The organism is Streptomyces sp. NPDC031121 (assembly GCF_055570615.1).
On the sequence record NZ_JBVIGV010000002.1, the window covers coordinates 134,671 to 156,275 of the forward strand.

Below are 21,605 nucleotides of genomic sequence, written 5' to 3' on the forward strand. Positions count from 1 at the left end.
AGAAAAAAAAAAAACACAAAAAAAAAACACAGAGAAGAAACCACACGCCTCTACTCCCGCCCCCCCGGCGGTCCCCCCCCCCCGGGGGGGGGGGGGGGGCCCCCCCCCCCCCCCCCCCCGCCCCCGGGGTGCGTCACCTCACCCGGAGCGGGGCTCCGGTCGGGCGGGTGGCCGGTGCGGCCACCGTCACCGGGCCTGGCGGGCCTGGCCGGCCTGCGGGGCCTGGTCGGGACGGTCCGTCACCCGCAGGGTGTTCACCAGCGGCTTGCCGAAGCCGGAGTGCGTCACGAAGCGGACGTTCAGCACGCCGTCCGTGACGGTCACCGTGTAGCTCCGCGTCAGGGCGGTGTAGGTGCCCGCCTCCAGGGCGATGTCCAGGGAGGGCAGCACCTCCCTGCCCTCGACGAGGACGTCGAAGACGCGGCGGTCCGGCTTGGTGGAGGACAGCTCCGCGAAGCCGAGTTCCACGGTGTAGGTGCCGTTGGGGACGTTGTCGAAGCGGTACTCGTACATCCCCTCACGGGCGTTGCGGAACATCCGCTGCTCGTCCGTGCCGGCGATGGTGCGGCCGGTGCTGCGCACCGCAGAGCTGCCCTGGTACCCGTACGAGCCGGCGGTGTACGTGCGGTCCGGGGACCAGCCGTCGCCCAGGGCGTCGGTGGAGGCGTAGTCGGCGCCCGCGTCCAGGGCGGCCTGGTAGCGCGGGACGACGACCTTGACGGGGACCGTCAGGACGGGGCTGCGCCCGCTCACGGAGGTGATCTTCAGGTCGGCGGTGAGGACCGTGCCGGGGGCCAGGCCGGCGGTGTCCACGGCCAGGGAGACCGTGGCCCGGCCGCCGGTGGGCAGGGTGCCGGCCGGCGGGGTGGCCGTCAGCCAGGGCGCGTCCTCGGCGACCGTGAAGTCCGTGCCGAGGCCCGGGTTGGTGAGGTCGAGGGTGCGGGTCCGCTTCTGGTCGGCCGGCAGGACGACCTCCACGGCGGGCTTGGCTGCGGTGACCCGGCCGGTGCGCAGGGACTGCGTGACCGGGGTGACGCCGGCGGCCTTGACGTCGACGGTGGCGGTGGCCGCCTCGTAGGCGGGCGCGGTGAGGGAGACGGCCCGGGTGCCGGACGGGCTCTGGACGACGTACCCGCCGTCGGGGGCGGTCGTCGCCGAGACGGCGGCCTCGCCGGTGCCGACGGTGACGGTGGCGCCGGCGACGCCGTTGCCGTCGTTGGCGTCGAGGACGCGGCCGGTGACGACGCCGCTCCTGGTGGTGCGGAAGGAGACGGTCAGGCCGTCGCTGATGACGGGCGTGTTGAAGGAGTAGGCGAAGGCGTCGGTGCCGGTGGCGTTCTCCACGCCGACCGTGGCCGTGGAGCCGCCCTTGATGCCGGTGCCGCCGGTGCCGCGGTAGGAGTAGGTGACGGTTCCGTCCTCGCCGACGGCCGCGGAGAAGGAGAACCTGTCGGCCTGCGCCGACCAGTGGGCGACGTTCCGCCACTCGATGACGTACTGCCGGTGCGGGGCGGTGCCCCTGACGGCGGTGAAGACGCCGGAGCCGCTGCCGGCCGCGCCGACGACGAGGTCGTCCCAGAACGGGTAGAGGGCGGCGTTGGGGGTGGCGGTGCTCGGCAGGTCGCCGTTGATGTCGCCGGTGTGGGCGCCGCCGAAGCTGACCGTGCCGTTGGTGCCGATCCACGCCTGCCCGTACGTCTTCCCGTACAGCGGCAGCGGGAAGGGCAGGTCGACGCGCTCGGTGGTGTTGTCGCCGGTCAGGGCGAGCTGCCGGTCCCCGGCGGGCTGGTCTGTGCCGGTGGAGGCGGCGCAGGCGTAGCCGTAGCCGTCGGTGCGCTCGGGCAGGGCGACCTCGATCGCGGTGTCGCCGGCGACGGTGGCGCGGGCGGTGCCGGGGCTCACGCAGCGGGAGGAGTGGGTCGCCCGCAGGTCGTAGGTGCCGTGCGGCAGGGTGACCTCGAAGCGGCCCCGGTCGTCGGCGGTCGCCGTGACGGGCGTGTCCGCGATGGTGACGGTGGCGCCCGCGGCGGGCCCGGACGGTGCGGTGACGGTGCCGGTGAGCTTGCCGGAGGGGGCCTGGGCGAGGGTGAAGTCGCCGGTGGCGGTGGTGTTCTCGGCGACGGTCGCGGTCGCGGTCTCCTGGCCGTAGCCGAACTTGGCGGCGGTCAGGGTGTACGTGCCGACGGAGAGGGAGCGGAAGGCGTAGGTGCCGTCGGCCGCGGTGGTCGTCGTGCGGCTGATCGGGCCGGTGGCGGTGACCTTGGCGCCGGCGACGGGGGCTCCGCCGGAGGTCACGGTTCCGCCGAGGGCGCCGGTCGGGCCGCGGGGGGCGTTGGAGACGGCGGCGAGGGCGTCGAGCTTGCCCTCGCCGAAGACGTTGTTGTTGGCGGTGGTCCCGCCGCACTGGCCGTTGTCGGTGTCCTGGGCGGTGGCGCCGAGGAGCTGCTCCGTCTGGGCGATGTCGCCTTCGAGGGCGGGGGCGGCGGACCAGAGCAGGGCCACCGTGGCCGCGGTGTGCGGCGAGGCCATCGAGGTGCCGGAGAAGGCCTCGTAGGCGCCGCCGGGCACGGAGGAGCGGACGTTCACTCCCGGGGCGGCGATGTTCGGCTTGACGATGCCGCCGGGGCCCGCGCCGCGGGAGGAGAAGGAGGCGATGGTGCCGTTGACGTCGAAGGCGCCGGAGCTGTAGGAGCTCGCGTAGTCGCCGGGCGAGCCGCTGGTGGAGCAGCCGGGGCCGGCGTTGCCGTTGGAGAAGGCCGGGAAGATGCCGGCGGCCCGCCAGGTGTCGACGACCTGCCGGTACCAGTCGTCGTGGGCCGCGCTGCCCCAGGAGTTGTTGACGACGTGCGGGGCGAGGTCGGGCCGCGGGTTCTGGCCGTTCAGGTCGGTCGGGGCGACGATCCACTGGCCGGCTGCGAGCAGCGAGGCCTCGGAGCACGAGTTGGTCTCGCAGCCCTTGGCGGCGATCCACTTGGCGCCCGGGGCGACGCCGATCCTGTTGGCGCCGCCGTCGTCGCCGACCATCGTGCCCATGGTGTGGGTGCCGTGGTCGTTGTTGTCGCAGGGCGCGGCGGTGGGGCAGACGCCGGCGGGGTCGAACCAGTTGTAGCGGTGGTCGAGGCCGCCGTCGGCGCTCCTGCCGCGGTACTGGCCCGCGACGGCGGGGTGGGTGTGGTCGACGCCGCTGTCGATGTTGGCGACGACGATGCCCTCGCCGCGCACGCCGAGCTGTTCCCACACCTGCGGGGCCTTGACGCGGTCGATGTTCCACTCGACGGCGTCGGCCGCGGCCTTCTCGCGCTTCCCGTCGGCGGGGCGGGGAAGGGTGATCCGGTCGTCGGCGTCGATCCGGGACACCTCGGGGCGCTGGGCGAGGGTGCCGGCGAGCTTCTCGCTGCCGACGACGCGGAGCGCGTTGACGATCCAGAAGGAGGTGTACTCGGCCTTGGCGTTGTCCAGGGCCTTGCGGACCTCGGCCTGGGTGCGCGCGGCATGGTCGCGCTTGGTGCGCAGAACCGTTTCCGCCTTGGCGGTCCGGGTGGTCTGGCGCTGGGCGGCGGTCAGGTCCGCCGCGCTGTCCAGGTAGACCCAGAAGGCCGCCTTGGCGGAGTCGCCGAGCTGGGCGCGGAGCCTGGGCTCGATCTTGCGCTCGGCCGCGCCCGGGGAGGGCGCGGGGTCCGGTGCGGCGGCGGCGGCTCCGGCGCCGAAGGGCAGGAGCAGTGCTGCGGTGAGGGCGGCCAGTGCCGCGCGTAAGGATCGTCGTGTGTTGCGTTGGGCCACGTGTGGTCTCCTCGTACGCCGTGTGCAGGTTGTGCGGATAAGGCGTGCGTGACGTGCGCGGTCATGGTGAAGGAGAGTCATGCTCACTACAAGGGCGCCTAATGAGCCGTGTGTGCGCCCGCCGGGCGGCCCTTCCCCGCCGGGTGGCCTCCGTCCGCCGGGTGGCCCTCGTCCGGCGGGCGCGCGAGCCTGGGGAAGTGACCGGTTCCGCACCCTCCGGGCCCGCCTCGGCGGGTGAGCCCGCCGGGCCGTCCGCCGCCGGCGGGGCCTCGGCCGGCGTCCCCCTCGCGACCGCGCGCGGGCGGTGGATCGTCTTCGTCACGGTGCTCGGCTCGACGATGGCCCTGCTCGACTCGACCGTCGTCAACGTGGCCCTCCCCCGGATCGGGCAGGACCTCGGCGCCGACCTGGCCGTCCTCCAGTGGACCGTCAACGCCTACCTGCTCACCCTGGCCGGCCTGATCCTCGTCGGCGGCGCCCTCGGCGACCGGTTCGGGCGGCGGCGGATCTTCGTCCTCGGCGTCGTGTGGTTCGCGGCCGGATCCCTGCTGTGCGGGCTCGCCCCGAACGCCGGCGTCCTGATCGCCGCCCGCGCCCTCCAGGGGGTCGGCGGGGCCCTGCTGACACCCGGTTCGCTGGCCCTGATCCAGGGGTCGATCGCCCCCGGCGACCGGGCCCGCGCCGTGGGCCTGTGGTCCGGGTTCGGCGGGGTCGGCGCGGCCGTCGGGCCGTTCCTGGGCGGCTGGCTCGTGGACGGGCCGGGCTGGCGCTGGGTGTTCCTGCTGAACGTGCCGCTGGCCGCGGTGTGCGTGCCGGCCACCCTGCGGCACGTCCCCGAATCCCGCGACCCGGCGGCGCACGGCCGGTTCGACGTGCTCGGCGCCTTCCTCGGCGCGACCGCCCTCGCCCTGCTGACGTACGCGCTGATCGAGGCCCGCTCCGGGGCCGCGCTCGTGGCCGCCTCGGCCGTCGGATCGGTGCTGCTCGGGGCCGCGTTCGTGTACGTCGAGCGGAAGCGGGCCCGGCCCATGGTGCCGCCGGACATCTTCGCGTCCCGGCTGTTCACCGCGGTCAACCTGGTCACCCTGTGCGTGTACGCGGCGTTCGGCGGCTTCTTCTTCCTCGTGGTGCTCCAGCTCCAGGTGGTCTGCGGGTACTCCGCCCTCGCCTCCGGGGCCGCGCTGCTCCCGCCGACCGTGCTGATGCTGCTGCTGTCGGCGCGGTCGGGCGCCATCGGGGAGCGGATCGGGCCGCGGATCCCGCTCACCGCCGGTCCGCTGCTGTGCGCCGGCGGGATGCTGCTGATGCTGCGGGCCGGGCCGGGCGCCCCGTACGCGACGGACGTGCTGCCCGCGATCGTCGTCCTGGGCCTCGGCATGGTGACGCTGGTCGCGCCGCTGACGGAGGCCGTCCTGGCCTCGGTGGACCCCGGCCGGGCGGGCCTGGCGAGCGGCGTCAACAACGCGGTCGCGCGCGCGGCCGGGCTCCTGGCGGTGGCCGCGCTCCCCCTGCTGGCCGGAATGGGCCCGGAGGCGTACCGCTCGCCGGACCTCTTCGACGAGGCCTTCGGGCGCTCCATGGTGTGGTGCGCGGGGGTGCTCGTGGCGGGCGCCGCCCTGGCCTGGACGACGGTGCGCCGCCCCCGGCCCGCCGCGGCGTGCCACCCGCAGTGCCGCACCCACTGCTCGCTCGCCGCTCCCCCGCTGGAGCCTCCGGCCGGGGGCACGGGCGCCGCTCCCCCGCCCGCCGCCTGACCCGCGCGCCTCCGAGACGGCCCGGAAGTTACCGGGACGTGTGTCGTGACTTCACTCGCAGCTGGCAGTAGAACTCGTTGCACCGCCAGAGAGTGAGGAACGTCACATGAATGACTCTCCCCTGAACGGAAAAGGATCGCCGGGGATCTCCCGGCGCGGCTTCATGGCTGGAACAGGTTCTCTTCTCGGTGCCATGGCGCTGTCCGGCGCCGCCACCGCCCCCGCCCGCGCCGCGACGGGCCCCGCTGCGGCGGCCGGCCCCCTCGCGTCCGGGGCGCACGTACCCGCGCTCGTCATCGGAACCGGCTACGGCGGGTCCGTGGCCGCGCTGCGGCTCGCGCAGGCCGGCGTCCCCGTCCACATGGTCGAGATGGGCATGGCCTGGGACACCCCCGGCCCCGACGGCAAGATCTTCTGCCACACCACCAGCCCCGACCGGCGCTCCTACTGGCTGCGCACGCGCACCAGGCAGCCCCTCAGCAGCTTCCTCGGCTTCCCCCTCGACAAGGACATCCCCCGCTACACCGGCATCCTCGACGCCGAGGAGCTGGGCGGCATCACCGTCTACCAGGGCCGCGGCGTCGGCGGCGGCTCCCTCGTCAACGGCGGGATGGCCGTCACCCCCCGGCGCCCGAACTTCGCCGCCATCCTGCCCACCGTCGACGCCGACGAGATGTACGCGACCTACTACCCGCGGGCCAACGCCGAGCTGGGCGTCGGCCTCGTCGACCCCGACTGGTTCGACACCGCGGCCTGCTACCAGTACGCCCGCGTCGGCCGCAGGCACGCCCAGCGCGCCGGATTCCCCTTCGTGTTCGTGCCCGACGTGTACGACTGGGACTACATGGAGCAGGAGGCCGCCGGGACCGTCCCGAAGTCGGCGGTCGCCGGCGAGATCCTCTACGGCAACAACCACGGCAAGAAATCCCTCCAGCAGACCTACCTCGCCCGGGCGGCGGCCACCGGCCGGGTCACCGTCTCGGCCCTCCACCGGGTCACCTCCGTCGCGCCGGCCCCCGGCGGCGGCTACACCGTCGCCGTCGACCAGCTCGACACCTGCGGCGCGACCACCGCCGCCAAGACCGTCACCGCGGACCGCGTCTTCTTCGCCGCGGGCAGCGTCGGCACCAGCAAGCTCCTCGTACGGCTCAAGGCCACCGGCGCCCTGCCCGGCCTGAACGGCGAGGTCGGCCGGCACTGGGGCGAGAACGGCAACGTCATGTGCGGCCGCGCCAACCACCTGTGGGACCCCACCGGGAAGGTGCAGGCCGCCATCCCCTGCGGCGGCATCGACAACTGGGACGCGGGCGGCGCCTTCGCCGAGGTCGCACCGCTGCCGACCGGCATCGAGACGTACGCCTCCTTCTACCTGTCGATCACCCGCAACCCGCACCGCGGCCGGTTCACGTACAACCCGGCGACGGGCGCCGTCGAACTCGACTGGCAGCGGGCGTGGAAGCAGCCCTCCATCGACATGGCCAAGACGATCTTCGACCGGATCAACGCGAAGGAGGGCACGATCTACCGCTCCGACCTGTTCGGCGCCGGCAGGGTGTGGGGCGACCACCTCACCTACCACCCGCTCGGCGGCGCCGTCCTCGACAAGGCCACCGACAACCACGGCCGCCTGCACGGCCACCCGGGCCTCTACGTGATCGACGGCGCGCTGATCCCCGGGAACACCAGCGTCAACCCGTTCGTCACGATCACCGCGCTCGCCGAGCGCAACATCGAGCACATCATCGCCAACGACCTGTAGCGCGCCGCCCCAGCGGACGACCGGGGCCGCCCGACCGGCCGGCCCCGCACCCGCCCCCGCGCCGCCGTCAGTGCCCGGGCAGCACGCACACGCCGTCGAGGCCCAGCACGCGGTTGAGCCGGCCGAACGCCAGCCACGAGCCGATGCTCATGGTCAGCTCCACGACCTCCACCTGGCTGTAATGCGCACCCATCCGCCCCCAGAACTCGTCGTCCAGGCCGTGGTGGTCGAGGACGTACCGCTCCGCGTACTCGGCGGCCAGCCGCGTCCGCTCGTCGAAGCGGTCGGTGGTGCGCCACTGCGCGACCGCGTCCGCGAACTCCTCCTCGACCTTCCGCCCGTCGCGCTCGGTGCGCCAGTCGAGGCAGAACAGGCAGCCGTTGATCTGCGCCACGCGCAGCCGCGCCGCCTCGAACTCCCGCAGCCCCAGCGTCGTGTGCGCGTACACGGCGAGGGAGAAGTCCGCGGCGGCCGGCCCGATGCCGGGGACCATGTCGCCCCACACGTACTCGATCGGGTGCCGCCCCTCGGGGACGTCGATCCTCAGGTCCGTCATGCCCGTTTCCTTCCGAGTCGGCCGGCGGCGGGGCGCAGCGGCACGTCGAGGGCGTCGTAGAGGCCGGGTTCGGCGGCCGCGAGCCAGTCGATCGCGCCGACCAGGCGGCCGACGGCGGTGGCGTTCCCTCCCGCTGACCGGTTCTCGCCGTCGTCCTCGGCCTCGACGGTGACCTCGATGCGCGGCCGGCCCTCGATGACCACGCGGTGTGCGCCGTCCCCGCCGCCCGGCGGCAGCGGCCAGTCCGGGGCGCAGGACGGGTGGATGCGGGTGACGTGCTCGATGACGAGGCGCGGCTCGCCCGCGACGACGCCCTGCACCTCGAAGCGGACGGCGCCCTGGGTGCCGGCCTCGAAGACGCCCATGGAGCGGGTGGTGACGGTCTCGTCCAGGGGGCGGCGCTCCACCATCTCGCGGATCGCGTCGAGTTCGACGCCGAGGGCGCGGGCCATCATACGGATCTGCCCGCCCCACACCATGGTGGGGACGGACGGCAGGAGCATCATCGGCTGGTGGTCCATGGGGCGGCCCATGCCGACGAGGTCGCGGACGGAGTCCGGCTGGTCGTACGTCGAGTAGTCGAAGATCTCCTGGCAGCGGATGGCGTCGACGGCGGTGCCGAGGCCGCTGAGCAGCACCGGCAGCACGTCGTTGCCCCAGCCCGGGTCGACCCCGGAGGCGAACAGCGAGCCGCCGCCCTCCGCGACCGCGGCGGCGACCGGGTCGCGGAACTCGGGCGGGGCGTTGCGGTGGTCGTACAGGGGGTAGAGGGCGGGGGTGACGACGACGGCGCCGGCGCGGATCGCGCGGGTGACGTCGGCGAGGGCGGCGTCCGGGCGGGTGTCGCCGGTCGCCGCGTAGACCACGGCCCGCGGCCGTGCCGCCAGGACCGCCTCGATGTCGTCGGTCGCCGCGATGCCGGTGTCGCGGTCGAGCCCGCACAGCCGGCCGGCGTCGCGGCCGACCTTGTCGGGATGGTGGACGATGACGCCGGCCAGGCGCAGCGCCGGATGGGCCTCGACGGCGCGGAGGGCCAGACGGCCGACGTTGCCGGTGCCCCAGACAACCGTGGGAATCATGCGCGGAGGGTAGCGGCGCGGCCGGGAGGTTCCCAGAGCCGTGCGCGGACGACCGCGCGGGGTCCTACTGGTTCTGCCCGCCGAGCAGGAAGAGGAGGTAGACGAAGAAGGCGAAGAGGTGGCCGACGAAGAGGTAGGCGATCAGCCGGATCAGCAGGCCGCGCGGGAACTTGAACTGCTGGCGCATGGGTCGGGGACTCCTTGGCTCGGGTCAGGGGGTGGGGTGGGTGGTCGCGCCGGCGCCCAGGCACATCCCGGCGAGGCTGCTCTGGAGCAGGGTGTGGACGAACAGCAGCTCGGCGCCGGCCGCGGAGGCGGCGGCGATGCGGTGCGGGGTCAGCGAGTCGAAGTGGGCGCTGTCGCCGGGGTCCAGCAGGTACTCGGCCTCGCCCAGGTGCAGCCGCAGCCGGCCCCCGAGGACGTACAGCCACTCCTCGCCGGGGTGGACGCGGACCAGTTCGCCCTGGCTGCGGCCGTGCGGGACGTGCACGCGCAGCGCCTGCATGCCGCGGCCGGAGCCGCCGGCCCGCCAGTACGTCCACCCGTCGGCTTCGCGGGCGCCCGGCCCGCCCGCGCGTACGATGGGGTCGGGCACGGCCGGGGTCTCGCCGAGCAGTTCGGAGACCGTCGTACCGTAGGTGCGGGCGAGCCCGAGCAGCAGCGGCAGCGAGGGCTGGCGGCGGCCCGTCTCCAGGCGGGAGAGGTGGGCGGGCGAGAGCCGCGCCCGCGCGGCGGCGGCCTCCAGGGTCAGCCCGGAGCGGCGGCGCAGTTCGCGCAGCTGCGGGGCGACCGCGGGCAGCTCGTCGGCTTCGGGGCCGGGGCCGGGCTCGGCGGGTCCGCCGGGGGCGCCCGGGCCGGTGGGGCCAGGTGTCATATGCCGATTGAGCCAGAAACTTGCCTGAGCGGCAATCCGCCTTACCTCTGAGGCAAAAAGCCGTGGGGGGCGTCAGGGTACGTTGCCGGTGCCGCCGTCGGCGGAGTGGCCGCCCGGGGTGCCGAGCACGGTCTCCACCGTGTCGGCCTCGCCTGCGCTCTTGTCGGGCCGGTGCCGCAGGACCCGGGCGAATCGGAGCGCGATCCCGGCCGGGTAGCGCGGGGAGCGCTGGAGGCCGTCGTAGGCGATCTCGACGACCAGCTCCGGCCGCACGCGCACGGTGTGCCCGTCGTCCGCCACGGCCAGCTCGCGGAGCCGGTCGGTCTGCCAGCGCAGCATCTCGTCGGTGAGCCCCTTGAAGGTCTTGCCGAGCATGGCGTACCCGCCTGCGCCGGCGCGCGCGCCGAGGTGCAGGTTCGACAGGAGGCCGGTGCGGCGGCCGTGCCCCCATTCGGCGGCGAGGACGACGAGGTCCAGGGTGTGGACGGGTTTCACCTTCAGCCAGTTGCGGCCGCGGCGCCCGGCCGCGTACGCCGAGTCCAGGGCCTTGGCCATGACGCCCTCGTGGCCGCGGCGCAGCGTCTCCGCCCAGAACTCCTCGGCCGCGCCGGCCTGCGCCGCCGGATCCTCCACGGCGAGCCGGCGGACCCGGAACCGCTCGGGGACGAGCGCGGCGAGCACCGCGTACCGCTCGCGGACGGGCAGGTCGAGCAGGACGTCGCCGCCGGCGGCCAGCACGTCGAAGAAGCAGGGGACGACCGGGAGGGCGCGGCGGGCGGTCTCCACGTCCAGCCGCGACCCGACCCGGCCGGCGATCTCCTGGAAGGGCACGGGGCGGCCGTCCGCGCCCAGCCCGATCACCTCGCCGTCGAGGATGAACCGGTCACCCGCGAACCGGCGGGCCGCCTCGACCACCTCGGGCAGCCGGCCGGTGATCTCGTCGAGGGAGCGCGTGTACACGTGGACCGATTCGCCGTCGCGGTGCACCTGGACGCGGATCCCGTCGAGCTTCTCCTCCACCGCGCACGGCCCGAGGGCGGCCAGGGCCTCCCCGACCGATCCCGCCGTCGCGGCGAGCATCGGCTGAACGGGCCGCCCGACCTGCAACGCGACCGCGCGCAGTGCCTCCGGGCCCGCCGTCAGGACCGCCGCGCCCACGCGGGGCAGCGAGCCGTCGAGCATCACCGCCCGGCGCAGTTCGGCGGCCGGGACCCCGGCGGCCGCGGCCACCCCGTCGAGGGCGACCGCGTCCAGGGCGCCCTGGCGGACCTCCCCGGAGAGCAGGCTGCGCAGGAACCGCTGCTCCGGCTCGGTGGCGGCGGCGAGCAGGCCGGCCACGACCCCCTGCCGGGCCTCGCGGGAGCCTGGGCCCGACAGCAGGGAGAGCTCGGTGATCGCGGCGTCGACGTCGGCGACGCCGAGGGAGGGCCTGTCCGCCGGTTCGATGTGCCGGCCGAGGGTGCTCCAGCCGAGGCCCGGCCGCCCCTGCGGGAGGCGTCCGGCCAGGTAGGAGATGACGAGGGCCGCCTCCTCCGGAGGCGCGGCGGCGAACAGCTCCGCGAGCAGGGCGGTCTTGCGGGACCGGGCGGAGGTCCCGGCGACCTCGCGGGACACGCGGGCGACATCGGCGAGCAGCATGCGGCCATCGTGCCGCCGCGGGGCCCGCGCCGCAGCCCGGGTCGGGCGGGCCCCGCCTCCGGCCCGCCGGCCTGCGCCGGCCCGGCTCCGCCCCCGACCGGGAGCCGGCCGCGACCGCACGGCACCGGGTGGCGCTCCACTGCCCGCCGCGCAGCCCGCACCGCACCTGCCCGGCGCCAGGCGGTGTGCGGGGCCGGTCGCCGACGGAGCGCGGCGCCGGCATACCGCGGTTGCGGTATGCCGGCGGGGCTGTGTAGTCCTCAAGGAGGCCGCCGGGTCCGACCGGGGGCGGCTCGGCGGGGTCCGCTCCTGCGTCTAGGGTTCCGGTATGACGCTCCGACTGCCGAAGCTCCCGCTGCCCCGGCGCCGCCGCAGCCGCCTGCTGGCGGGCGCGGCCGCGCTGGCCGCCGTCGCGGGGGCGGGCACCTGGTCCGCGGCCGCGCCGGGCGGGGAACGCGCCGTGCACCGCGAGGACAAGGTGCTGGAGATGCCCGGCGCCGCGATCGACACCTCGTACTTCACGGCGGGCGGTGCGGGCCGCCGCCCCGCCGTGCTCCTCGGCCACGGCTTCGGCGGCAGCAAGGACGACGTACGCGCGCAGGCCGAGCGGCTCGCCCGCGACGGGTACGCCGTGCTCACCTGGTCCGCGCGCGGATTCGGCCGCTCCGGCGGGCACATCGGGCTCAACGACCCCGAGTACGAGGTCAAGGACGTCTCCCGCCTGCTGGACTGGCTGGCGGCGCGCCCGGAGGTGCAGCTCGACGGCTCCGGCGACCCGCGCGTCGGCATCGCCGGGGCCTCGTACGGCGGGGCCGTCTCGCTGCTCGCCGCCGGCCACGACCGGCGCGTCGACGCGATCGCCCCGCAGATCACGTACTGGAACCTCGCGGACGCCCTCTTCCCGCAGGGCGTGTTCAAGAAGCTGTGGGCGGGCCTGTTCTTCACCACCGGCTCGACCGGCGGGGTCCGGCCGGCCGGGCCCGCCGAGGCGGCGCCCGACGCGGGCGGCGGCACGGCCCCCGGCGGCACGGCCCCCGGCGGGCCCGCGGCGGACGGGCCGGGCGCCGCGCCCGGCGCCGCCGCGTGCGGCCGGTTCCAGCCCGAACTGTGCGCCATGTACGAGCGCGTCGCCGCGGCCGGGGCGCCCGACGCCGAGGCCCGGGCCCTGTTGGAGTCGCGCAGCCCGTCCGCGGTCGCGGACCGCATCCGGGTGCCGGCCCTCATCGTGCAGGGCCAGGCGGACTCGCTCTTCCCCCTCGACCAGGCCGACGCCATGGCCCGCGCGATCGCCGCGAACGGCGCGCCCGTCGCCGTGGACTGGGCTGCCGGCGGCCACGACGGCGGCGCGCCCGAGACCCGGCGCGTCGAGGACCGGATCGCCGCCTGGTTCGACCGCCACCTCAAGGGCGACGAGGCCGCCGCGACCGGCCCGGCCTTCCGGGTCTCCCGCTCCGGCGGCATGGACTCCACCGACGGCGCCGTCCGCCTGCGGGGCGCGAGCGGCGACACCTACCCGGGCCTCACCGCCGGACGCCGCGAGTTCGCGCTGTCCGGCCGGCCGGCGGAACAGGTGCTCGCCAACCCGGCGGGCGGCACCCCGGCCGCGCTGTCCTCCGTGCCCGGCGTCGGCGGGCAGCTCGCCGCCTTCGGGACCGGCCTCGCGATGGACTTCCCCGGGCAGCACGCCCGGTTCGAATCGGAGCCGCTGGCGCAGGACGTGCGGATCACCGGCACGCCGACCGTGTCGTTGCGCGTGCGGTCCACGGCCCCCGACGGGTCGGCCGTCCTGTTCGGCAAGGTGTACGACGTCGGGCCCGACGGCCGGCAGCAGGTGCTGCCGCAGCAGCTGGTCGCCCCACTGCGGGTCGCTGACGCGCAGCAGGGCCGGACCGTCGAGCTGCGGCTGCCCGCCGTCGACCACGCCGTGCGGGCCGGGCACCGGCTGCGCCTCGTCGTGTCGGCCACGGACCTCGGGTACGCCTCCCCGGCAGCCCCCGCCTCGTACGCCGTCTCGGTGCAGGGGCCGCTGGCCGTGCCCGTCGCCGACGGGGTGCGCACGGCCGCGGCCGGGCTGCCCGCCTGGACGTGGGGGCTGCCGCTCGGTGCGGCGCTCCTGGCGGCCCTGCTGCTGGGCATCCGGCGCCGGCCCCGGACTGCGGGGAACCCGGGCCCCGCAGGGCCGGACCCGGCCCTGGCCGGCGTACCCCTCGCAATCACCGGCCTGACGAAGCGGTACGCCGGGTCCCGGGACCGGTACGCGGTGCGGGACCTGTCGTTCCGCGTGGAGCAGGGCCAGGTCCTCGGGCTGCTCGGGCCGAACGGCGCGGGGAAGACCACGACGCTGCGGATGCTGATGGGCCTCATCTCGCCCGACACCGGGGAGATCCGCGTCTTCGGGCACCCGGTGCGGGCCGGGGCGCCGGTGCTGTCGCGCGTCGGCGCGTTCGTCGAGGGGGCGGGCTTCCTGCCGCACCTGTCCGGGCGGGCGAACCTCGAACTTTACTGGCAGGCCACCGGCCGCCCGGCCGCCGACGCGCACATGGCGGAGGCCCTGGAGATCGCCGGGCTCGGCGACGCGCTGGAACGCGCCGTGCGCACGTACTCGCAGGGCATGCGGCAGCGGCTCGCCATCGCCCAGGCGATGCTCGGACTGCCGGACCTGCTGATCCTCGACGAGCCGACCAACGGGCTTGACCCGCCGCAGATCCGCGAGATGCGGGAGGTGATGGTCCGCTACGCGGCGGGCGGCCGGACGGTGATCGTCTCCAGCCACCTGCTGTCGGAGGTGGAGCAGTCCTGCACCCACCTGGTCGTCATGGACCGCGGCCGCCTCGTCCAGGCGGGCGAGGTCGGCGAGATCACCGGCGGCGGGGACACCCTGCTGGTCGGTGTCGACGGGCCGGTGGACGAGGTGACCGTCGCGAAGGTGGCGGCCCTGGAAGGCGTGGAGTCGGCGGCGCGCTGCGACGGCGGGCTCCTCGTCCGGCTCGGCGGCGGGACGGCCGCCGAGCTGGTCGCCGAACTGGTGCGGCTGGAGGTCCCCGTGAGTGCGGTGGGGCCGCACCGGCGGCTGGAGGACGCGTTCCTGACCCTGATCGGAGGTACGGCGTGAGCGCCATGGCGGAAGTCGCCGCGGGATACCGGCCCGGCCGGACGCTGCCGCTGCGCGTGGAGGCCCTGCGGCAGTGGCGCCGGCGGCGGACGCTGGTGATGGGCGCGGTGCTGGCCGCGCTGCCGTTCGTGATGATGATCGCGTTCGCGGTGGGCGGCGACCGGGACGGCCGCCGCGGCGACAACCGGATCACCCTCATCGACACGGCGACGGCGTCCGGCGCGAACTTCGCCGCCACCTGCCTGTTCGTGTCGGCCGGATTCCTGCTCGTGGTTCCGGTGGCGCTGTTCTGCGGCGACACCGTCGCGTCGGAGGCGTCCTGGTCCTCGCTGCGCTACCTGCTGGCGGCGCCGGTGCCGCGGGCGCGCCTGCTGTGGAGCAAGCTGGTCGTGGCGCTGGGCTTCAGCCTGGCGGCGATCGTCCTGCTGCCGGCGGTGGCGCTGGCGGCGGGCACGGCCGCGTACGGCTGGGGGCCGCTGCAACTCCCGGCGGGCGGCGCCCTGCCGGCCGGGGACACGCTGCCGCGGCTGGCGCTGGCGGTGGCGTACGTGTTCGTCTCCCAGCTGGTCACCGCCGGACTGGCGTTCTGGCTGTCCACGCGGACGGACGCCCCGCTGGGCGCCGTCGGCGGCGCGGTCGGGCTGACCATCGCGGGCAACGTGCTGGACGCGGTGACCGCGCTGGGCTCCTGGCGCGACTTCCTCCCCGCGCACTGGCAGTTCGCGTGGGCGGACGCCCTCCAGCCGCAACTGGAATGGGGCGGCATGGCGAAGGGCGCGGCGGTGTCCGTCTCGTACGCCCTCGTCCTGACGGCCCTCGCCTTCAGGGGCTTCGCCCGCAAGGACATCGTCTCCTGAAACCCGCCCCGCGGAGGGCGGGACGGGTTCGCACAGGCCGGGCTGGTTAGACTCCGCGGCGGGGGCGGAGCCGTAGCGCAGCGGTCGTCGCGCGCGGTCTCCAAAACCGTGAGGACGCCGGTTCGAATCCGGCCGGCTCCGCCCCTTCCCCGACCGGCGTCAGGCCGCGGTGCCCGGTGCGGGGGCCACGGCGTCGATCTCCGCCAGGATTTCCGGGTCGAGCGGGGCCGCTCCGGCCGCGGCGTTGGCCCGTACCTGCTCGGGCGAGGTGGCGCCCGCGATCACGGACGCGCAGCCCGGCTGCGCCGACAGCCAGCCGACGGCCAGTTCCAGCACGCTGCGCCCGTGCTTCTCCGCGATCGCGGCGAGCGCCTCGACGGTGTCCAGCCGCCGCTCGGTCAGGTAGGCGTCGCGGCCTTCGAGACGGGACCCGGCCGGTACCGGTGCACCCCGCCGGATCTTGCCGGTGAGCAGCCCGTTGGCCAGCGGGAAGTACGGCAGCACGCCGACGCCGTAGTGCAGCGCGGCCGGGACCAGCTCGGCCTCCGCGGAGCGCTGGAGCAGCGACCACTCGTTCTGCGCCGACACGAACGGCACGGAGCCCGTCTCCCGCGCGACGTGGGCGGCTTCGGCGAGCTGCCAGCCGCTCAGGTTGGAATGCCCGATGTAGCGGATCTTGCCCTCGGTGACCAGCTCCGTGAGCGCGGCCAGCGTCTCGGCGATCGGGGTGGCCGGGTCGGGGCTGTGCAGCTGGTAGAGGTCGATGCGGTCGGTGTCCAGGCGGCGCAGCGACTCCTCGACGGCGCGCCGGATGTAGCCGCGTCCGCCGCGCGACCCGGCCGCGGGCCCGTACCCCATGTCGACGCCGTCGTAGCCGAACTTGGTGGCGAGGACGACATCGTCGCGGCGGCCCTTGAGGGCCTGCCCGAGGTGGGTCTCGGAGCCGCCGCGGCCGCCGTAGATGTCGGCGGTGTCGAGCAAGGTGATCCCGGCGTCGATGGCGGCGTCGACGACGGCCCGGGTCTCCTTGGCGTCGAGACGCCCGCCGAAGTTGTTGCAGCCGAGACCGACCGCCGACACCTGGAGTCCTGAACTACCCAGGGAAAGATGGCGCATACGGGTTCCTCCACCCTGATCTGCATCAAGATCGTCCTACCGGTCGGCCAGTCTAGGCACGAGACGCGCGGGCGCCGCCGCGTCAGGACACGTCGGCGCGGACCGCCTTGCCGACGAGACCGTCGGTGTACGCCACCGACTTGGGGGTGAACCGGCCCTTGCCGGTCACCGAGCCGGTGACGTTCTCACCCGGCGCGAGCTCGACCGTGGCGATCTGGTCCTCGTCGGCGCCCAACTCCGCGACGTGCTTCCCGCCGCTGGTGTCGGTGATGGTGAAGTAGAGCGGGTTCACGTCGATCGGCTTGCTGCCGTTGTTGGTGACGGTGACCGTGACGCTCGTGTAGTCGCCGTCCGGCGCGATGATGCTCTTCTTGTACTCCGCCTTCTTCGCGGCGACCGTGACCGCGGCCTTCTTCTCGGGCGCAGCGGACGACGACGCACCGGCCTCGGGCTCCCGCGCCTGCTCCGACGGCGCTGCGGCGGGAGGCTTCGCGGCCTCCTCCGACGGCCCGCTGCCCGCGCCACCGCCGATTACAGCCCCGGCTATGCCGAGGAGTACGAACACGCCGACGACTCCGAGGCACGATAACCCGACGATCTTCCCCGTGTTCGTCTTCTTCGGCTGGGGAGGCTGGGGCGGGTGGCCCCATCCGGGCTGCTGCGGCTGGCCTGGCGGCGGGAACGGTTGGGACATGGAAACCCCCACGGGTCGGGTGCGGAATTCGGCCACCGTACGGGGCTGCCGACGCGCGGGGGCGGCAATACCCAAACCGTAACAATCAAACGTTAAACAAATGTTCGAGGGGTCCGAGGCCCAGACACGGCGAAGGCCCAGGCCGCTATGGGCGACCTGGGCCTTCGGGCGGACCGGAGTCCGCGGGGAGCAGGGGCGACAGGATTCGAACCTGCGGCATTCGGTTTTGGAGACCGACGCTCTGGCCAGCTGAGCTACACCCCTTCGGCGAGACCAACCATGCCATGGCGGGGGCCGGAGATCCAATTCGTTTTTGCGGATCGCGTCGCGCAGGTCGTTCGCAGGCGGGCGGCGGAACCGGGTGGCAGGCGGCGATCCGGCCGGCGGAGGCCGCCGGGCCTGCCGCCGCTGTCGGGTTCGCGCCCGTCGGCGGAGGAGTATGCCCCGCTCCGGCAGACCTCACGCGGATCCCGGGACCTTTTTCGAAGAAAACCCATGGATAGCTGTTATCCCCGCTCCGGTCGACGGTCTCCCAGGTATCGGGCATCATCGACCGCCGGGACGGACAGGGAACCTCACATGACTTCAGAGCACACGGCAGAGCTGGTCGCGGCGGCCCGCGCGGGAGACCTCCGCGCGCAGGACGAGCTGGTCAGCGCGTATCTGCCGCTGGTCTACAACATCGTCGGGCGCGCCATGAACGGGTCCGTCGACGTGGACGACGTCGTGCAGGACACGATGCTGCGGGCCCTCGACGGACTGGGCACCCTCCGGTCGGACGACAGCTTCCGCTCGTGGCTGGTGGCCATCGCGATGAACCGGGTGCGGGCGTACTGGCAGGCCCGCCGCACCGCGCCGGGCGAGAGCGGTCTGGAGGCCGCCTGGGAGCTCGCCGACCCGGGGGCGGACTTCGTCGACCTGACCGTCGTCCGGCTGGCCCTGGAAGGGCAGCGCCGCGAGACGGCGCGCGCCACGCGCTGGCTGGAGCCGGACGACCGGGCGCTGCTGTCGCTGTGGTGGCTGGAGTGTGCCGGGGAGCTGACCCGGGGCGAGGTGGCCGCGGCGCTGGAGCTGACGCCCCAGCACACGGCAGTACGGGTGCAGCGGATGAAGGCGCAGCTGGAGTCGGCGCGCGTGGTGGAGGGGGCGCTGGCCGCGCAGCCGCCGTGCGAGGCGCTGGCCGCGGTGACGGCCTCGTGGGACGGGCAGCCGTCCACGCTGTGGCGCAAGCGAATAGCCCGGCACGCCCGCGAGTGCCTGAGGTGCGCCGGGCTGTGGAACGGGCTGCTGCCGGCTGAGGGGCTGCTGGCGGGCCTGGCGCTGGTGCCGGTATCGGCGGCGCTGCTGGCCGGGGTGCGGTCGGCCGCCGCGGGCGGTTTCGCACCGGCCGGAGCGGCCTACGCGGCGGGCGGGCCCGTCGACGGCCAGGCCGTGTCCGGCGGCTGGACGCCCGCGTACGGGGAACCGCTCGGCGGCCCCGGCGACGGCGGCAACGGCTTCGCCACCGGTGCCGGCGCGGGCGACTACGGCAACGGCTTGGCCACCGGTGCCGGCGACGGCGGCACCGGCTTCGCCACCGGTGCCGGCGCGGGCGACTACGGCAACGGCTTGGCCACCGGTGCCGGCGACGGCGGCAACGGCTTCGCCAGTGGTGCGCGTACGGGCGACTACGGCCACGGCCTTGCCACCGGTTCCGGTACCCGCGACCACGGCAGCGGCTTCGCCGCCGGTGCCGGTGCCGGTGCGGGCGAGGGCGGTGCCGGGTTCGGTGAGGCCGTCGCCCGGCTTGAGCCGGCCGCCGGGTCGGCGGAGGGCGGCTCCCGTGGCGTGGCGGGCGGGGGACGGAGCGTGCTGCGCAGGCGGCGGCGCAGCCGGCGGCGGGCGATCGGCGGCGCTGTGCTCGCCGCGTGCGTCGCGGGCGGCGGCCTGGCCTACCTGGGCGGCTTCCCCGGCTCCGCCGGGGAGGACGGCGGCTCGACGGCAGCGCCGGTGAACGCGCTGTCCGCGGGCGAGTCGGGCGGCCCCTCGCCGAGCGGCTCGGCGGAGCCGTCAGCGTCCGCTTCGGCCTCGCCGTCCCCCTCGTCCACGGCATCGCCCTCGGCGTCGGCGTCGGCGAGCCCGTCCGGCGCGGGCAAGGCGTCCAGTGCCGCGCCGACCCCGTCGCCGTCCGCACCGCGCCCCGCCTCGTCGGCCCCGGTGCCCGCCCCGCAGGGCCCGGTGGGCCGGGTCATCGCCCTCGTCAACGCCGAGCGGGCGAAGGCGGGCTGCGGCCCGCTGAAGGACGACACGCAGCTGCGTACGGCCGCGCAGCGGCACTCCGAGGACATGGCGAGCCGGAACTTCTTCTCGCACACGGCCCCCGACGGCTCCGACCCGGGCGAGCGGACGACGGCCGCCGGGTACCGGTGGGCGACGTACGGCGAGAACATAGCCCGCGGTCAGAGCACCGCCGAGTCGGTCATGGACTCGTGGATGAACAGCGCGGGCCACCGCGCGAACATCCTGAACTGCTCCTTCAAGGACATAGGGGTCGGTATCCACCAGGGCGCCGGCGGCCCGTGGTGGACGCAGAACTTCGGCGCCCGGATGTGACCGGGGCCGCGGCGGCCCCCGCGGTCGGGACGCGCCGGCCGGCCCGCCGCGCCGAGCAGCCGCGCTGCGGGGAGTCCGGGCGGCAGGCGCGGCCGATGCGGTGCGGGCGTGCCGCGGCCGCGTCCTCCCGGCGGGGGCGTCAGTGGTGGAAGCCGGAGCGGGGGGCCGTCGGGGGCTGGGTCGGGGGCGCCGCGCGGAGGTGGTCCAGGGCGCGGCGCATGTCCTCGGCGAGGAGGGCGATCTGGTCCAGGGTCACTCCGTGGCGGACCAGGACGCGCTGGATGACGGTGTCGTCGCGGCGGGCGGGCAGCGGGTACGAGGGGACCTGCCAGCCGCGCATGCGCAGCCGGTCGGAGAGGTCGTAGAGGGTGAAGCCGGCGGCCGCCGGGTCGGTGAGCCGGTAGGAGACGGCGGGGAGGGCTCCCTGGCCGTCGTAGAGGAGGGTGAAGGGGCCCATGGCGGCGATCTCGCCGGCGAGGTGGCGGGCGGTGTCCGCACAGGACTGGTGGACGCGCCGGTAGCCGCTGCGGCCCAGCCGCAGGAAGAGGTAGTACTGGGCGATGACCTCGCCGCCGGGCCGGGAGAAGTTCAGGGCGAACGTCGGCATGTCGCCGCCCAGGTAGTCCACGTCGAAGACGAGCTCGGGCGGCAGGAGGTCCGCGGTGCGCCAGACGATCCAGCCGACGCCGAGGGGTGCGAGCCCGTACTTGTGCCCGGAGGTGTTGATCGAGGCCACGCGGGGGATGGCGAAGTCCCACACCACGTCGGGGTGGAGGAAGGGGGCGACGAGACCGCCGCTGGCGCCGTCGACGTGGATCGGGATGTCCCAGCCGTGCTCCTGCTCGATCGCGTCGAGCGCGGCCGCGATGTCGGCGACGGGCTCGTAGTCGCAGGTGTAGGTGACGCCGAGGATGGCGACGACGCCGATGGTGTTCTCGTCGACGTACTCGGCGAGCTGGTGGGGCCGCAGGCCGGTGGCGTCCTCCTCCAGGGGGATCTGGCGCAGTTCGACGTCGAAGTAGCGGGCGAACTTCTCCCAGCAGACCTGGACGGGCCCGCAGACCAGGTTCGGCCGGTCGGCCGGCAGGCCCTGGGCGCGGCGGCGGGCCCGCCAGCGCCACTTGAGGGCGAGGCCGCCGAGCATGGCGGCCTCGCTGGAGCCGGTGGTGGAGCAGCCGGTGGCGGGGCCGTCCTCGGCCGGGGCGTGCCACAGGTGGGCCAGGATGTTGACGCAGCGGGCCTCGATCTCCGCGGTCTGCGGGTACTCGTCCTTGTCGATCATGTTCTTGTCGAGGCACTCGTTCATCAGGCGGTGCACGCCGTCGTCGGACCAGGTGGTGCAGAAGGTGGCCAGGTTCTGGGCGGCGTTGCCGTCGAGGAGGAGCTCGTTGCGGAGCAGGGCGTAGACCGCCTCCGACGTCGAATGCTCGTCCGGCATCCGGTATTTGGGCAGGACGCGGTCGCTCAGTGCGGTCGTGAAGACGTCCGTGCCGGTGTCGCCGCCGGTGGCGTCCTTCGTCTCGTGGAGAGCCATGTTCGGACTATAGGTGACAGACCATCATTTATCCGGCTTCGAGTTCCGGTCGTCTCGGCGGCGTGAGCCCCTCCACAGGGCAGGGGATGCCACCGAAGAAATTACCGTCCAGTAAGATGATTTCCGCAAAATCTTCCGCCGCCATGGGGGTTCACCTCGGCCTGAACGGGAAGATCGGCCAAATGGTTCTATAGGCAACTTATCCGCTCATGTCCTGATCACAGCGAGTGGCCGTTCGGACACTGGTACCTCTTCGGCCC

The 21,605-nt window shown here is 74.7% G+C and carries 14 protein-coding genes and 2 tRNA genes; 6 read left to right on the forward strand and 10 right to left on the reverse strand.

The genetic code is table 11. The features are described 5' to 3' along the window. Positions 1 to 186: 186 nt before the first annotated feature. A complete protein-coding gene (locus ACZ462_RS04000; protein ID WP_467805037.1) occupies positions 187 to 3,780 on the reverse strand; it encodes a S8 family serine peptidase in 3,594 nt (1,197 codons plus the stop codon). A gap of 308 nt (positions 3,781 to 4,088) precedes the next feature. Between ACZ462_RS04000 and ACZ462_RS04005 the strand changes: the two genes are divergently transcribed. Both ACZ462_RS04005 and ACZ462_RS04010 read left to right on the forward strand, forming a co-directional pair. Continuing rightward, on the forward strand, positions 4,089 to 5,534 hold the full coding sequence (locus ACZ462_RS04005) for an MFS transporter (protein WP_467805183.1): 1,446 nt from the start codon (positions 4,089 to 4,091) through the stop codon (positions 5,532 to 5,534). Positions 5,535 to 5,640: 106 nt separating this feature from the next. Beyond that, entirely contained in the window at positions 5,641 to 7,293 is a 1,653-nt protein-coding gene (locus ACZ462_RS04010; protein WP_467805035.1) for a GMC oxidoreductase, read from the forward strand. A gap of 67 nt (positions 7,294 to 7,360) precedes the next feature. Here ACZ462_RS04010 and ACZ462_RS04015 read toward each other — a convergent pair whose 3' ends face one another. From ACZ462_RS04015 to ACZ462_RS04035, 5 genes are all read right to left on the reverse strand, one after another. Beyond that, positions 7,361 to 7,840 carry a carboxymuconolactone decarboxylase family protein gene (locus ACZ462_RS04015; protein WP_467805182.1) on the reverse strand — a complete coding sequence of 160 codons (480 nt, stop codon included), beginning with the start codon at positions 7,838 to 7,840 and terminating at the stop codon, positions 7,361 to 7,363. A gap of 5 nt (positions 7,841 to 7,845) precedes the next feature. After that, positions 7,846 to 8,928, reverse strand: a complete 1,083-nt coding sequence (locus ACZ462_RS04020; RefSeq protein ID WP_467805034.1) for an NAD(P)H-dependent amine dehydrogenase family protein — start codon at positions 8,926 to 8,928, stop codon at positions 7,846 to 7,848. Positions 8,929 to 8,992: 64 nt separating this feature from the next. Continuing rightward, positions 8,993 to 9,115 (reverse strand): DUF6126 family protein, encoded by a 123-nt coding sequence (locus tag ACZ462_RS04025; protein WP_114055537.1) that lies wholly within the window; start codon positions 9,113 to 9,115, stop codon positions 8,993 to 8,995. Positions 9,116 to 9,139: 24 nt separating this feature from the next. Next, on the reverse strand, positions 9,140 to 9,802 hold the full coding sequence (locus ACZ462_RS04030; RefSeq protein WP_467805033.1) for a helix-turn-helix domain-containing protein: 663 nt from the start codon (positions 9,800 to 9,802) through the stop codon (positions 9,140 to 9,142). Between the two features lie 72 nt (positions 9,803 to 9,874). Next, positions 9,875 to 11,440, reverse strand: coding sequence for an ATP-dependent DNA ligase (locus ACZ462_RS04035; RefSeq protein WP_467805032.1), 1,566 nt, complete (start codon positions 11,438 to 11,440; stop codon positions 9,875 to 9,877). Positions 11,441 to 11,768: 328 nt separating this feature from the next. Here ACZ462_RS04035 and ACZ462_RS04040 point away from each other — a divergent pair, with 328 nt between their 5' ends. From ACZ462_RS04040 to ACZ462_RS04050, 3 genes are all read left to right on the forward strand, one after another. After that, positions 11,769 to 14,552 carry an alpha/beta fold hydrolase gene (locus ACZ462_RS04040; protein ID WP_467805031.1) on the forward strand — a complete coding sequence of 928 codons (2,784 nt, stop codon included), beginning with the start codon at positions 11,769 to 11,771 and terminating at the stop codon, positions 14,550 to 14,552. 5 nt (positions 14,553 to 14,557) lie between these two features. Then, entirely contained in the window at positions 14,558 to 15,409 is an 852-nt protein-coding gene (locus ACZ462_RS04045) for an ABC transporter permease (RefSeq protein ID WP_467805181.1), read from the forward strand. 66 nt (positions 15,410 to 15,475) lie between these two features. Beyond that, positions 15,476 to 15,550 (forward strand) — tRNA-Trp (locus ACZ462_RS04050). A gap of 18 nt (positions 15,551 to 15,568) precedes the next feature. Here ACZ462_RS04050 and ACZ462_RS04055 read toward each other — a convergent pair. The 3 genes from ACZ462_RS04055 to ACZ462_RS04065 all read right to left on the reverse strand — a co-directional run bounded on the left by ACZ462_RS04055 (position 15,569) and on the right by ACZ462_RS04065 (position 17,483). Continuing rightward, positions 15,569 to 16,525: an aldo/keto reductase gene (locus ACZ462_RS04055; protein ID WP_467805029.1), complete on the reverse strand. Its 957-nt coding sequence runs from the start codon at positions 16,523 to 16,525 to the stop codon at positions 15,569 to 15,571. Between the two features lie 82 nt (positions 16,526 to 16,607). Then, positions 16,608 to 17,219, reverse strand: a complete 612-nt coding sequence (locus tag ACZ462_RS04060) for a DUF4352 domain-containing protein (protein ID WP_467805028.1) — start codon at positions 17,217 to 17,219, stop codon at positions 16,608 to 16,610. A 190-nt stretch (positions 17,220 to 17,409) separates the two neighbouring features. Further along, positions 17,410 to 17,483 (reverse strand) — tRNA-Trp (locus ACZ462_RS04065). Positions 17,484 to 17,798: 315 nt separating this feature from the next. On the opposite strand from ACZ462_RS04065, the gene ACZ462_RS04070 reads away from it, so the two are divergent. Next, complete coding sequence (locus ACZ462_RS04070) at positions 17,799 to 19,811, forward strand: sigma-70 family RNA polymerase sigma factor (protein ID WP_467805027.1); 2,013 nt, start codon at positions 17,799 to 17,801, stop codon at positions 19,809 to 19,811. A gap of 139 nt (positions 19,812 to 19,950) precedes the next feature. Here ACZ462_RS04070 and ACZ462_RS04075 read toward each other — a convergent pair whose 3' ends face one another. Beyond that, positions 19,951 to 21,345 carry a glutamate decarboxylase gene (locus ACZ462_RS04075; RefSeq protein ID WP_467805026.1) on the reverse strand — a complete coding sequence of 465 codons (1,395 nt, stop codon included), beginning with the start codon at positions 21,343 to 21,345 and terminating at the stop codon, positions 19,951 to 19,953. Between the last annotated feature and the right edge of the window lie 260 nt (positions 21,346 to 21,605).